Here is a 14,239-nt window from a genome sequence, read left to right as displayed (position 1 = left end):
AAGCCGAGGACGTAGACGGCGAAAAATCCGAGACCCACACCGTGACTGTCAGCGATGAACCCGAAGGCGAGGTAAAGATTACTGGTCTGATTGGCATTTCTGGAGAAGTGCGCAACGAAACGGCTACGCCGGACACTAAATTAACGATTGCCGGGACCGCCAGCTCAAGTACGGTAGAGGTGTTTGCTAAAGATAATTTAGAGCCGATCGAGACCTTTGACGTGACCGATGGCGAATGGAGCGGCGAGTTGGATTTTTCAACCGACACAAGATATTCGCTGACAGCCAAGGCTCCACAGGGCAACCCGACGGCCGCCATAGACTTCTATGTCGGGTCACCGAAACAACCTGCTATCGGCCGGATTGCAGAAGTCGGCGAAGGCGGCAAGGATCTGCAAGATGGCGACGAGACTGCGTTTACGACGCTTGCGTTCAGTGGCCAGGCAGCAGGACATTTCCGATTAATACTTCGCAATGGTGAGGAGGATTTGGCCCCGACTTCAGTGGCCTTCGATCATGCCTGGCAAGAGACACTCCCGGAATTGAAGCCCGGAATATACGTATTCAACGCAAAAACGCCGTCGGATAGCCAATCTGAATCAATCACTATCACGATCGTGGACCCTGAAGCCCCTGAACAACGCCTGAAACAATGACTGCAAGTCTCCACGTACCGGCGCCGAAGCTGTCCGCAGGCTGCGATTTTTTGATTTTCGTACTCGAAATCGGGATCGCCGCCTGCGACAGTTTTTACCTCTCGCAGCAGCTCAAGGCGCGAACGGCATGACCCGCTTGTGATGCGTCTTGTTGTACGTATCGACAATGATCTTGAACGCGTCTTCCCGCACGGGCTCGCCATGCAGGAAGGCGTCGATTTCGGCATAGGTCACGCCATGCGAAGCCTCGTCCGGTTTGCCCGGCGACAGATCTTCCAGGTCTGCCGTCGGCACTTTCTCGACCAGCGACTCCGGCGCGCCAAAGCTGCGCGCAATCGCCCGAACCTGATTTTTTACCAGACCGCTGAGCGGTGCCAGATCACAAGCGCCGTCACCAAATTTGGTGAAGAAACCCATCACTGCTTCTGCCGCGTGATCGGTGCCGATCACCAGACCGTGCGCCGCGCCAGCGATGGTGTACTGCGCAACCATGCGCATCCGCGCCTTGGTGTTGCCAAGCACGAAGTCCACCGACACCGCGTGCTTGCCTTCGAAGGCCGCAACTTCACTGGCCAGCGATTTCACCGCCGGGCCGATGTTGACTGTGTGGCGCTCGTCCGGGGCGATGAAATCCACCGAGGCCTGGGCGTCGTGCTCGTCGAACTGGGTTTCGTATGGCAGGCGCACGGCGATGAATTTGTAGCTGCTGTCACCGGTCTGGTCGCGCAACTCGCGCATCGCACGCTGGGCCAAGAGGCCGGCGGTCAGCGAATCGACACCGCCGCTGATGCCCAGCACCAGCGTCTTGAGCCCGGAATTGACCAGACAATCCTGAATAAAGGCAATGCGCCGGGCGACTTCGGCCTGCAGGGCCTGGTAGTCGGCGAACGGCGGTTGCACCTTGAGCTGTTCAGCAATCTCACGCTGTACGGCTTGCATGAATTCACTCCTTGCTAGATAGACTGGAATCGGCAGGAACCTGGAACACGTGTCGCAAATAGGCGACAAAATTCGGGTCTTTGCAGTGGGACTTGCCTGGCTCGTCGGAGATCTTCGCCACCGGTTGGCCGTTGCAGGCAGTCATTTTAAGCACGATGCTCATCGGTTCGACACCCGCAATGTCACAGGTGAGGTTGGTACCGATGCCGAAACTGACATTGATCCGTCCGTGCAGCGCGCGGAAGATCTCCAGCGATTTGGGCAGGGTCAGGCTGTCGGAAAACACCAGGGTCTTGCTCATCGGGTCGATGCCAAGCCTGTGATAGTGGGCGATGCATTTTTCGCCCCACACCACAGGATCGCCGGAGTCGTGGCGCAGTCCGTCGAACAGCTTGGCGAAGAACAGGTCGAAGTCGCCGAGGAACGCATCGGTGGTGATGCAATCGGTGAGCGCGATCCCGAGCAGGCCACGGTATTCGCGAACCCAGCAATCGAGCGCGGCGATCTGGCTGTCGATCAGCCGTGGACCGAGTTGCTGGTGGGCCATGATCCATTCGTGGGCCATCGTGCCCAGCGGTTTCATATCGAGTTCGCGCGACAGGTGCACGTTACTGGTGCCGACGAATCGTCCGGGGAAGTCGTGTTTGAGCACATTCACCACTTCAGCCTGCACGCCGTACGAAAAGCGCCGACGGGTGCCGAAATCGGCGACCTGCAGTTGCGACAATTCGTCGGCCGAGGCATTGGCGGTCAGCCAGTCGAACTTGCGATAGAGCTGTTCGCGCGCCTGTTCGAGCACGGTTTCACGATAGCGATAGCGGTTGCGTACTTCGCTGACGATCGCCAGCAACGGCACTTCGTAGAGGATTACGTGCAGCCATGGTCCACGCAGGCGGATGAACAACTCGCCGTTTTCGATACCGGTGTGCACATAGCGCAGGTTGAAGCGGAACAGCCCGAGGAAACGCAGGAAGTCCGGTTTGAGGAAGCTGATGCGCTCGAGAAAACTCAGTTGATCGGCGCTCAGGCTCAGCTCGGCCAGACGCTCGATCTGAAAACGGATCTCGGCCAGATAGGGGCGCAGATCCTCGCTGTTACGGCAACGGAACTCCCATTCGACTTCGACGTTGGGGTAGTTGTGCAGCACCGCCTGCATCATCGTCAGTTTGTAGAAGTCGGTGTCGAGCAGGTTCTGCACGATGCGATCGGCAAACACGCTCTCGCTCATAACGGGGTCTCCAGGTGCGCCGCGCCTGTGCGCGGTCTCAATCAATGGCGCTAGTGGCGCATATCAGCGGTGCGGATTGCCAGCATTTTTTGACAACGCACCAGATACCTTGTGGGAGCGAGCTTGCTCGCGAAGGCGTCATTTCAGCTGACATTGATATTGAATGTGTCGGCCTCTTCGCGAGCAAGCTCGCTCCCACAGGGGGGCAAGGCAGCTCATGCTGGGCTGTCGATCTGCTCCAGCATCCATTTCACAAAATCCCGCACCTTCGGCACTTCCGCCGCATGCTCCGGGTACGCGAGGTAATAGGCATCAGTGCTCGGCATGGCATGCTCGAAGGGAATGACCAGTTTGCCGTCGGCCAATTCCTCCTCCACCAGAAACCGTGGCAACAGCGCCACACCACAGCCGACCTGCGCGGCACGAATGCACATATAAAAGGTTTCGAAACGCGGCCCGTGGTAGCTGTGTTCGGTCTGGTAACCCTGACTGTCGAACCAGTCGTGCCATGCTTGCGGGCGCGAGGCATTTTGCAGCAGCACCAGATCGGTGAGTTGCGTCGGATCAGTGAATGGCTTGTCCGGCAGGCTGCCCGGCGCGCAGACCGGAACAAGCTCTTCGCCGAACAACTTCAGGCATTCAGTGCCGGGCCGTGAGCCCTGGCCGAAGTAGAACGCCAGATCGCTGCGCCCTTGCAGCAGGTCATCCGCTTCCTGCTCGTTACACAAATCCAGATGGATCGACGGATGGCGCAGGCGCCAGCCTTTCAGGCGCGGCACCAGCCAGCGCGCGCCGAAGGTTGATGGCGTAGAGACGCGCAGGACTTCAGTCTCACCGCCGTAGGAGCGCAGGTAATGCGTCGACATTTCCACTTGGGTGAGGATTTTTCTTACTTCAACCAAGTACAAATCCCCGGCCGGGGTCATCTGCAAGCGCCGCCGCACCCGGCGGAACAACAAGTGCTGCAACAACTCCTCGAGCTGTGCGACCTGTTTGCTCACCGCACTCTGGGTCAGGTTCAGCTCCTCGGCGGCGCGAGTGAAGCTCAGGTGCCGGGTCACGGCCTCGAAACACTGCAGGGCGGTGATCGAGGGCAAGTGGCGTTTGTTCAGCATGGCCGATCCTTTTCTTGTCTTTCTGTGCGCAGCATGAATAAACGGAATGATATCTCGCGTAAAGGTCGTTTGTTGCCTTGCCATTGTGACGCTACAACTAAAGGCCTGCCCGGTCGCGAAAAAGCGTCCGCACACATTCAGTCTTTTGCTTGAGGAGTGACCCATGGTTGCCGCATTGCTTGATCGTCTAGGGGTGAACCCGGCCCTTTATCAGAACGGCAAAGTGCCGGTGCATTCGCCGATCGACGGCAGCCGCATCGCCGCCGTCAACTGGGAAGGCCCGGCCGAAGTCGAGCAGCACATCAGTCGCGCAGATCATGCGTTCGAGCAGTGGCGCAAGGTGCCGGCCCCGCGTCGCGGTGAGCTGGTGCGTCAGTTCGGTGAAGTGTTGCGTGAATACAAGGCTGATCTTGGTGAGCTGGTTTCCTGGGAGGCCGGCAAGATCACCCAGGAAGGTCTGGGTGAAGTGCAGGAGATGATCGACATCTGCGATTTCGCCGTCGGCCTGTCCCGTCAGCTGTACGGTTTGACCATTGCCTCTGAGCGTCCGGGCCACCATATGCGCGAAACCTGGCATCCACTGGGCGTGGTCGGAGTGATCAGCGCGTTCAACTTCCCGGTCGCAGTGTGGGCGTGGAACACCACGCTGGCGCTGGTCTGCGGCAACCCGGTGGTGTGGAAACCGTCGGAGAAAACCCCGCTGACCGCATTGGCCTGTCAGGCACTGTTCGACCGCGTGGTGAAGAACTTCACCGATGCGCCGGCGAATCTTTGCCAGGTGATTATTGGTGGTCGCGATGCTGGCGAAGCGCTGGTTGATGATCCGCGTGTAGCGCTGATCAGCGCCACCGGCAGCACGCGCATGGGCCGCGAAGTGGCGCCGAAAGTCGCCGCACGTTTTGCCCGCAGCATCCTCGAGCTGGGCGGTAACAACGCGATGATCCTCGGCCCAAGCGCCGATCTCGACATGGCGGTACGTGCGATTCTGTTCAGCGCCGTGGGTACGGCTGGGCAGCGTTGCACCACCCTGCGTCGACTGATTGCCCATGAGTCGGTGAAGGAAGAAATCGTCACCCGTCTCAAAGCTGCGTACTCGAAAGTGCGCATCGGCAACCCGCTGGAAGGCAATCTGGTCGGTCCGCTGATCGACAAACATAGCTTCGAAAACATGCAGGACGCGCTGGAGCAGGCGTTGAGCGAGGGCGGCCGGGTGTTCGGTGGCAAGCGTCAACTGGAAGAGCAGTTCCCCAATGCTTATTACGTTTCGCCAGCGATTGTTGAAATGCCGGAGCAGAGCGATGTGGTCTGCAGCGAAACCTTCGCGCCGATTCTGTACGTGGTCGGTTACAACGACTTCCAGGAAGCGCTGCGTCTGAACAATGCGGTGCCGCAAGGTTTGTCGTCGTGCATCTTCACCACGGACGTGCGCGAGGCTGAGCAGTTCATGTCGGCGGTGGGCAGCGACTGTGGCATCGCCAACGTCAACATCGGCCCGAGCGGTGCAGAAATTGGTGGCGCGTTTGGTGGCGAGAAAGAAACCGGTGGTGGCCGTGAGTCGGGCTCCGATGCATGGCGCGCGTACATGCGCCGCCAGACCAACACCGTGAACTACTCGCTGGAGTTGCCGCTGGCGCAGGGCATCACATTCGACTGAGTGCTCCCGTCAAATGGAGATCCCCTGTGGGAGCGAGCCTGCTCGCGAATACGGTGGGTCAGTCGACATTGATGTTGGCTGATACGCCCCTTTCGCGAGCAGGCTCGCTCCCACAGGATCAGCACTGTGTTTGGCAGGTTTCTGTTGGAGTCTGGCAATGCCGTTACGCGAAGAATGTCTGTGGGAAAAGCTCACGCCGCAAAGGCCGGATAACACCGCGCTCAGGGGCGAAGTCAAAGTCGATGTCTGCGTGATCGGCGCCGGTTTTACCGGGTTGTCGGCAGCGCTGCATCTGTTGGAAAAAGGCAAAAGCGTCTGCGTGCTGGAAGCGCATCGCGCCGGTCACGGCGGTTCCGGACGCAACGTCGGACTGGTTAACGCCGGCATGTGGATCCCGCCGGACGAGATAGAAGCCGGTTTCGGCGAAGCGGTGGGCAGTCAGCTCAACCGTATGCTCGGGGCTGCGCCGGCACTGGTCTTCAGCCTTGTGGATAAGTACAACATCGATTGCCAGTTACGCCGCGAAGGCACGTTGCACATGGCGCACAACGCCAAGGGCGAGGCGGATTTGCGCAGCCGCGAGCAACAATGGAAACGTCGCGGCGCACCGGTTGAACTGCTGACCGGCAAGGCCTGCGAGCAAGCCACCGGCACGCAAAAAATTGCCGCCGCATTGCTCGATCGCCGCGCCGGGACGCTCAACCCGATGGCGTATGTCACCGGGCTGGCCAACGCGGTGAAAGGTCTCGGCGGGCAAATGTTCGATCATTCCCCGGTCACTCGCCTTGAGCGTCAGGGCTCGAACTGGTCAGTGCAGACCGAGCACGGTTCAGTGCTGGCCGAGCAAGTGGTCATTGCCTCCAACGCCTACACCGAAGGCGACTGGACCGAACTCAAGCGCAACTTCTTCCCCGGTTATTACTATCAGGTCGCTTCGGTGCCGCTGACCGAGGACGCCGCGCAGGAAATTCTCCCGGGCGGGCAGGGCTCGTGGGATACGCGGCAGGTGCTGAGCAGCATCCGTCGCGACAAAGAAGGGCGCTTGTTGCTCGGCAGCCTCGGCAATGGCAATCAGAAACCGACCTGGTTTCTCAAGGCCTGGGCCGACCGCGTGCAGCAGCATTACTTCCCCAATCTGCAACCCGTCGAGTGGGAATGCACCTGGACCGGGCGCATCGCGTTCACGCCCGATCACCTCATGCGCCTGTTCGAACCGGCACCGGGATTGGTGGCCGTCACTGGTTACAACGGTCGTGGCGTGACCACTGGCACCGTGGTCGGCAAAGCCTTCGCCGACTATCTGTGTAACGGCAATCCGCAAGCCCTGCCGATTCCCTTCGCACCGATGCAGCCCTTGGCCGGTGTGGGCTTGCGCAGTTGCCTGTACGAGGCCGGGTTCTCGCTGTATCACGCGGGCCAGTGCCTGCGCATCGTCATTTGAGTGTTGAAATATGTTGCCGGAAGCGGCGCTTTTCGATGCAGCGACTAGCCTGTAATGGTGCGGGTTGTAGCAGTCCCGCACCAGCAGTGTGCAGTTCGGTGACGCGGGCTGTTACAGGCTGGTTGCACGTCGTTTGGCGCCGCGGTTGCAATGATGGCGCGTGCGGGTTGCGCCTGAAAAAATAAATGGTTTCACCTTCCGCGGTTTAGACGGTTGCACGCCCAATGAAAATGGGAACGAAACAGTCGAAATAACAAGAAAGCAGCGACTTTTTGAAGAATAAAAAACCGATGGCACGGCCCTTGCTCTGAGCATTCAGTGAAGTGAAGTCGCAGTGCCAACTAAAAAAAACCTTGGAGCACCACCTCATGTCCCAGACGTTTTACAAGAAAGGCTTTCTGGCCCTCGCAGTGGCTACTGCGTTGGGTGTTTCTGCGTTTGCTCAAGCTGATGTGAAAATCGGTGTAGCGGGTCCAATGACGGGCGCCAACGCGGCATTTGGCGAGCAGTACATGAAGGGTGCACAGGCAGCGGCTGACGCGGTGAACGCGGCTGGCGGCGTCAACGGGGAAAAAATCGTACTGGTCAAGGGCGATGACGCCTGCGAGCCGAAACAGGCCGTGACGGTCGCCAAGGACCTCACCAACCAGAAAGTCGCCGGCGTGGTCGGTCACTTCTGCTCTTCTTCGACCATTCCAGCGTCGGAAATCTACGACGAAGCCGGGATCATCGCGATCACCCCGGGTTCGACTAACCCGCAAGTCACCGAGCGCGGTCTCAGCGCCATGTTCCGTATGTGCGGGCGTGACGACCAGCAAGGCATTGTGGCCGGTGACTACATCGTCGACGTACTCAAGGGCAAGAAAGTCGTCGTGCTGCACGACAAAGATACCTACGGCCAAGGCCTGGCGGATGCCACCAAGGCACAACTGGTCAAGCGCGGCGTGACGCCCGTGTTGTACGAAGGCCTGACCCGTGGTGAAAAAGACTTCAGCACCATCGTCACCAAGATCCGTGGCGCCGGCGCCGATGTCGTCTACTTCGGTGGTCTGCACCCGGAGGCCGGCCCGCTGGTTCGACAACTGCGTGAACAAGGCCTGAAAGACGTCAAGTTCATGTCCGATGACGGCATCGTGACTGACGAACTGGTGACCACCGCCGGTGGCCCGCAGTTCACCGATGGCGTGCTGATGACCTTCGGCGCCGACCCGCGTCTGTTGCCTGAGAGCAAGACCGTTGTGGACGCATTCCGCAAGGCCGGTACCGAGCCTGAGGGTTACACCCTGTACGCCTACGCTTCGGTGCAGACCCTGGCTGCCGCGTTCAATGGTGCGAAGTCCAACAAGGGTGAAGAGGCTGCGGCCTGGCTGAAGAAAAATCCGGTGAAAACCGTGATGGGCGAAAAAACCTGGGATTCCAAGGGCGACCTGAAAGTCTCCGACTACGTGGTTTACCAGTGGGACAAGGATGGCAAATATCACCAGCTGGAAAAACAGAAGTAAGCGCTGACGCGATCAGCTGATCCCACGGTTCCTTTGTAGGAGTGAGCCTGCTCGCGATGACGGAGTTACAGGCAACACATGTGTTGAATGTTAATCCGCTATCGCGAGCAGGCTCACTCCTACAGGGGGCGGTGGTGACGGGTGGATCGTGGCTGACATTGCTCCGACGTAAATCTGTATTTTTCCTAGAAGAGCCGCACATCAAAGGTGTGCAGGTTCTCACTGCGTGAGATTGCGTTATGGATGGTATTTTCCTGCAGCAACTGGTCAACGGCCTGACCCTCGGGTCGGTCTATGGCCTGATCGCCATCGGCTACACAATGGTCTACGGCATCATCGGCATGATCAACTTCGCCCACGGCGAGGTTTACATGATTTCTGCTTACCTGGCGGCAATCAGTCTGGCTCTGCTGGCTTACTTCGGTATCGAATCTTTCCCGCTGCTGATGCTCGGCACACTGATCTTCACCATCGTCGTCACGGCGGTGTATGGCTGGGTCATTGAACGAGTCGCCTACAAACCCCTGCGCAACTCCACCCGACTGGCACCGCTGATCAGCGCCATCGGCATTTCCCTGATCCTGCAAAACTACGCACAGATCGCTCAAGGCGCCAAACAACAGGGCGTGCCAACCCTGCTGAGCGGTGCGTGGCGTGTCGACATCGGTACCGGTTTCGTGCAACTGACCTACACCAAAGTTTTCATTCTGGTGGCCGCATTCGTCGGCATGGGCCTGCTGACCTACATCATCAAGTACACCAAGCTCGGACGCATGTGCCGTGCGACCCAGCAAGACCGCAAGATGGCTTCGATCCTTGGCATCAATACCGATCGGGTCATTTCCTATGTGTTCATCATCGGTGCAGCCATGGCAGCGCTGGCCGGCGTACTGATCACCATGAACTACGGCACTTTCGACTTCTATGCCGGCTTCATTATCGGCATCAAGGCGTTCACCGCGGCGGTGCTTGGCGGGATCGGTTCACTGCCCGGGGCCATGCTCGGCGGGATCATCCTCGGCATTTCCGAGTCGCTGTTCTCCGGTCTGGTCAACTCCGACTACAAAGACGTGTTCAGCTTCTCGCTGCTCGTACTTGTTCTGGTCTTCCGGCCGCAGGGCCTGTTGGGCCGTCCTCTTGTGTCGAAGGTGTAAGCGATGTCTTCAACCACTCAAAAATCCATCGATATCAAAAAAAGCCTGGTTGAGGCGATTCTTGCCGGCCTGATTGCCCTGATCGTTTTCGGCCCGATTGTCGGCGTCGTGCTCGAGGGTTACAGCTTTAACCTCGAGCCGACCCGTGTGGCCTGGATCATCGGCATTGTCATGATTGGCCGCTTTGCCCTCAGCCTGTTCCTGCAAACGCCAAAGGGCCTGAAAATTCTCGACGGATTCGAGAGCACCGGCTCTGGTGTGCACGTGCTGCCGGCCGATCACAAATCCTCGCTGCGCTGGATCATCCCGCTGCTGATTGTGCTGGCCGTCATTGTGCCGTTTGTCTCCAACTCCTATCTGCTCGGCGTGGTCATCCTCGGGTTGATCTATGTGCTGCTGGGGCTGGGGCTGAACATTGTGGTCGGTCTGGCCGGTCTGCTCGACCTTGGTTATGTGGCGTTCTACGCCATCGGCGCCTACGGTCTGGCGCTCGGTTATCAGTATCTCGGTCTGGGTTTCTGGACGGTGCTGCCGCTGGCGGCGATCACTGCCGGGCTGGCCGGGTGCATCCTCGGCTTCCCTGTGTTGCGTCTGCACGGCGACTACCTGGCGATCGTGACCCTGGGCTTCGGTGAAATCATTCGCCTGGTCCTCAACAACTGGTTGTCCCTGACCGGTGGCCCGAATGGTATGCCGGCGCCACTGCCGACGTTCTTCGGTCTGGAGTTCGGCAAACGGGCGAAGGATGGCGGGGTGCCGTTTCACGAGTTTTTCGGCATCGCCTACAACCCGGACGTGAAGTATTACTTCATCTACGCGGTGTTGTTCCTCGTGGTGCTGGCTGTGCTGTACATCAAGCATCGTCTGGTGAAAATGCCGGTCGGTCGCGCCTGGGAAGCTCTGCGTGAAGATGAGATCGCCTGCCGCTCGATGGGCCTGAACCACGTGCTGGTAAAGCTCTCGGCCTTCACCATCGGTGCGTCGACCGCCGGTCTTGCGGGTGTGTTCTTCGCCACCTACCAAGGCTTCGTCAACCCGACCTCGTTCACCTTCTTTGAATCGGCGCTGATCCTCGCCATCGTCGTGCTCGGCGGCATGGGCTCGACCATCGGTGTGGTGATCGCTGCATTCGTACTCACCGTCGCCCCGGAACTGCTGCGCGGCTTCGCCGAATATCGCGTGCTGCTGTTCGGCATCCTGATGGTCTTGATGATGATCTGGCGACCACGCGGGCTGATCCGTATCAGCCGTACCGGGGTCACTCCACGCAAAGGTGCCATTCACTATGAGAGGACTGCGCCATGAGTGAAGTCGTACTCTCTGTTGAAAAACTGATGATGCATTTCGGTGGCATCAAGGCGTTGAGCGATGTCAGCCTGAAGGTCAAACGCAACTCGATCTTCGCCTTGATCGGCCCCAACGGCGCCGGCAAGACCACGGTGTTCAACTGCCTGACCGGGTTCTACAAAGCCTCGGGCGGCAAGATCGAACTCAATGTGCGCGGCCAGCAGACCAACGTCATCCAGTTGCTGGGCGAGTCGTTCAAACCGACCGATTTCGTCTCGCCGAAATCCTTCCTCAGCCGCATGTACTACAAAATGTTCGGCGGCACGCACCTGGTAAACCGTGCAGGCCTGGCGCGAACCTTCCAGAACATTCGCCTGTTCAAGGAAATGTCGGTGCTGGAAAACCTGCTGGTGGCCCAGCACATGTGGGTCAACCGCAACATGCTTGCCGGTATTCTCAACACCAAGGGCTACCGCAAGGCCGAAAGTGACGCGCTGGACGTGGCGTTCTACTGGCTGGAAGTGGTCGATCTGGTCGACTGCGCCAATCGTCTCGCCGGTGAGCTTTCCTACGGTCAGCAACGCCGTCTGGAGATCGCCCGGGCCATGTGCACGCGGCCGCAGATCATCTGCCTCGACGAACCGGCCGCCGGCCTCAACCCTCAGGAAACCGAAGCGCTGAGCGCGATGATCCGGCTGCTGCGCGACGAGCACGATCTGACCGTGGTGCTGATCGAACACGACATGGGTATGGTAATGAGCATTTCCGACCACATCGTGGTGCTGGACCACGGCATCGTCATCGCTGAGGGCGGGCCTGAAGCGATCCGTAACGATCCGAAAGTGATTGCCGCCTACCTGGGCGCCGACGAAGAGGAGCTGGTATGACGCAACCGATCCTCCAACTCAAAGACCTCGACGTTTTCTATGGCCCGATCCAGGCGCTCAAAGGTGTTTCGCTGCAGATCAACGAAGGGGAAACCGTCAGCCTGATCGGCTCCAACGGTGCCGGTAAATCAACGTTGCTGATGTCGATCTTCGGTCAGCCACGGGCGGCGAGCGGGCAGATTCTCTATCAAGGCGTCGACATTACCCACAAGTCCTCGCACTACATCGCCTCCAACGGTATTGCGCAGTCGCCGGAAGGGCGGCGGGTGTTCCCCGACATGACCGTCGAGGAAAACCTGCTGATGGGTACCATCCCGATTGGCGACAAGTACGCCAAAGAGGACATGCAGCGGATGTTCGAGCTGTTCCCACGGCTTGAAGAGCGACGTAACCAGCGGGCGATGACCATGTCTGGCGGCGAACAGCAAATGCTCGCCATTGCCCGTGCGTTGATGAGCCGGCCGAAGTTGCTGCTGCTCGATGAGCCGAGCCTGGGTCTGGCGCCGATTGTGGTGAAGCAGATCTTTGCGACCCTGCGCGAATTGGCGAAAACCGGCATGACCATTTTTCTGGTCGAGCAGAACGCCAACCATGCGCTGAAGCTGTCGGATCGCGCGTATGTGATGGTCAACGGCGAGATTCGCCTGACCGGCACGGGTAAGGAGTTGCTGGTGAACGAGGAGGTGCGTAACGCCTATTTGGGCGGGCACTGATTCCTCGACGTTATGCACAGCCCCGGCGACGTAAGTCCCGGGGCTTTTTTACATCCCAAATCCACCGCAACCCCCTGTAGGAGTGAGCCTGCTCGCGATCGCGGTTTCCCATTCGCCATCACTGGTGACTGATACACCGCTATCGCGAGCAGGCTCACTCCTACAGTTGATATGCGCCAGATTCCAGAATTGTGGAAAACAAATTCCCGAAGCTGCCAAAGCGCGACATATAGACGCTGCAAATGGCTGTTTTTCCACAGTTTTGACTTGTCCCCGGTTACTGTGGAGCTGGCTGTGAATAACGTGGGTGTATCTGGCTGCAGGCCTTGTAATCCGTGGTGTTCAAGTGTGTGGTTGTTTTTTGATCAGGCGTTTTTGCGAGGCTTGAAGTCTTCGTTGTCAACCTTTTTATAGAGGTACCGGTAGCAGCGATTACCGGTGAGCAAGCCTGTGGATAAGTCTGTGATTAAACTCTGGAAAGACTGCGCTGAGGGCCGTAATTACTGGCCTCGCGCAATCACTGTGCTGAGTGACCAGTCGTGCAAAATGCCATATCCCGCACATCCACCACTTCAGGGTCAAGCAAAAAACTTTCTATTTCGCCCGCAAAGCCTTGTGTGGCGTGGCTTTGCGCGTTTGCACTTGCCCCCGGAAACTGTGGAAGGGACTGTGGATAACATGCGGGCATATGCCTACAGGCCACGCAGGCTATGGCGTCGACAGAGTTGGTTGTTTTTTGTACTGCTTGTGGGTGTTGCCCGTGAATGCGCGGGCGGGCATGCTGCCTGCTGATTTTCTATTCCAAGGGCTGCCCCGGCGGCCGAAGCAAGGAGAACACGATGTCCAACACCCTGTTTATCACCGGCGCGACGTCCGGATTTGGTGAAGCCTGTGCCCGCCGTTTTGCCGAGGCTGGCTGGAAACTGGTGCTGACCGGCCGTCGTGAAGAACGCCTGACCGCGCTGTGTGCCGAGTTGTCGAAGCAGACCGAAGTGCATGGTCTGATCCTCGATGTGCGCGATCGCAAGGCGATGGAAGAGGCGATTGCCAACCTGCCGCCATCGTTCGCCAAACTGCGTGGCCTGATCAACAACGCCGGTCTGGCATTGGGCGTGGACCCGGCGCCGAAGTGCGATCTGGACGATTGGGACACCATGGTCGACACCAACGTCAAAGGCCTGATGTACGCCACACGCTTGCTGCTGCCACGCCTGATCGCCCATGGTCGTGGCGCCGGCATCGTCAACCTTGGCTCCATCGCCGGCAACTATCCGTATCCGGGCAGCCATGTGTATGGCGCGACCAAAGCGTTCGTTAAACAGTTCTCGCTGAACCTGCGTTGCGACTTGCAGGGTACCGGTGTGCGGGTCAGCAATATTGAGCCGGGGCTGTGCGAAAGCGAGTTCTCGCTGGTGCGTTTCGCTGGTGATCAGGAGCGTTACAACGCGACTTACGCCGGTGCCGAGCCGATCCAGCCACAGGACATCGCCGAGACGATTTTCTGGGTGATGAATGCGCCGGCGCACATCAACATCAACAGCCTGGAATTGATGCCGGTGAGCCAGACCTGGGCCGGTTTTGCCATCGAGCGTAATAAGGCCTGACACCGCGTCATCGTTCTTCGCGAGCAAGCTCGCTCCCACATGAGACCGCGATCAAATGT

General features: G+C 58.8%; 11 protein-coding genes and 1 pseudogene. 9 read left to right on the top strand and 3 right to left on the bottom strand.

Annotation, left to right across the window (positions count from 1 at the left end):
* Positions 1-656: pseudogene (locus ACW9IR_RS25235) on the top strand (hypothetical protein); the annotation flags it as partial.
* A gap of 111 nt (positions 657-767) precedes the next feature.
* On the opposite strand, the gene nadE reads toward ACW9IR_RS25235, so the two are convergent.
* From nadE to ACW9IR_RS25220, 3 genes are all read right to left on the bottom strand, one after another.
* Entirely contained in the window at positions 768-1,595 is an 828-nt protein-coding gene (gene nadE / locus ACW9IR_RS25230; RefSeq protein ID WP_150707172.1) for an ammonia-dependent NAD(+) synthetase, read from the bottom strand.
* A 4-nt stretch (positions 1,596-1,599) separates the two neighbouring features.
* Complete coding sequence (gene pncB, locus ACW9IR_RS25225; protein WP_095121850.1) at positions 1,600-2,823, bottom strand: nicotinate phosphoribosyltransferase; 1,224 nt, start codon at positions 2,821-2,823, stop codon at positions 1,600-1,602.
* A gap of 215 nt (positions 2,824-3,038) precedes the next feature.
* Complete coding sequence (locus ACW9IR_RS25220; protein ID WP_016985380.1) at positions 3,039-3,938, bottom strand: LysR family transcriptional regulator; 900 nt, start codon at positions 3,936-3,938, stop codon at positions 3,039-3,041.
* A gap of 163 nt (positions 3,939-4,101) precedes the next feature.
* Here ACW9IR_RS25220 and amaB point away from each other — a divergent pair, with 163 nt between their 5' ends.
* The 8 genes from amaB to ACW9IR_RS25180 all read left to right on the top strand — a co-directional run bounded on the left by amaB (position 4,102) and on the right by ACW9IR_RS25180 (position 14,180).
* Positions 4,102-5,592: an L-piperidine-6-carboxylate dehydrogenase gene (gene amaB / locus ACW9IR_RS25215; RefSeq protein ID WP_457465363.1), complete on the top strand. Its 1,491-nt coding sequence runs from the start codon at positions 4,102-4,104 to the stop codon at positions 5,590-5,592.
* Positions 5,593-5,749: 157 nt separating this feature from the next.
* On the top strand, positions 5,750-7,033 hold the full coding sequence (gene amaA / locus ACW9IR_RS25210) for an L-pipecolate oxidase (protein ID WP_457465362.1): 1,284 nt from the start codon (positions 5,750-5,752) through the stop codon (positions 7,031-7,033).
* 368 nt (positions 7,034-7,401) lie between these two features.
* A complete protein-coding gene (locus tag ACW9IR_RS25205; protein ID WP_038360427.1) occupies positions 7,402-8,535 on the top strand; it encodes an ABC transporter substrate-binding protein in 1,134 nt (377 codons plus the stop codon).
* Between the two features lie 239 nt (positions 8,536-8,774).
* Entirely contained in the window at positions 8,775-9,689 is a 915-nt protein-coding gene (locus tag ACW9IR_RS25200; RefSeq protein WP_095121858.1) for an ABC transporter permease subunit, read from the top strand.
* Between the two features lie 3 nt (positions 9,690-9,692).
* Positions 9,693-10,994: a high-affinity branched-chain amino acid ABC transporter permease LivM gene (gene livM / locus ACW9IR_RS25195; RefSeq protein WP_095047315.1), complete on the top strand. Its 1,302-nt coding sequence runs from the start codon at positions 9,693-9,695 to the stop codon at positions 10,992-10,994.
* A complete protein-coding gene (locus tag ACW9IR_RS25190; protein ID WP_077570679.1) occupies positions 10,991-11,863 on the top strand; it encodes an ABC transporter ATP-binding protein in 873 nt (290 codons plus the stop codon). The genes livM and ACW9IR_RS25190 overlap by 4 nt, the downstream gene beginning before the upstream one ends.
* A complete protein-coding gene (locus ACW9IR_RS25185; RefSeq protein WP_457465361.1) occupies positions 11,860-12,576 on the top strand; it encodes an ABC transporter ATP-binding protein in 717 nt (238 codons plus the stop codon). Before ACW9IR_RS25190 ends, ACW9IR_RS25185 begins: the two co-directional genes overlap by 4 nt.
* Before the next feature lie 839 nt (positions 12,577-13,415).
* The gene (locus ACW9IR_RS25180) at positions 13,416-14,180 is read left to right on the top strand and encodes an SDR family oxidoreductase (protein ID WP_457465360.1); all 765 of its coding nucleotides are present in this window, start codon (positions 13,416-13,418) and stop codon (positions 14,178-14,180) included.
* Positions 14,181-14,239: the final 59 nt, after the last annotated feature.

The sequence above is a fragment of the Pseudomonas sp. SDT291_1_S447 genome, assembly GCF_054070155.1.
This window is presented reverse-complemented; position numbering and strand designations above follow the sequence as displayed.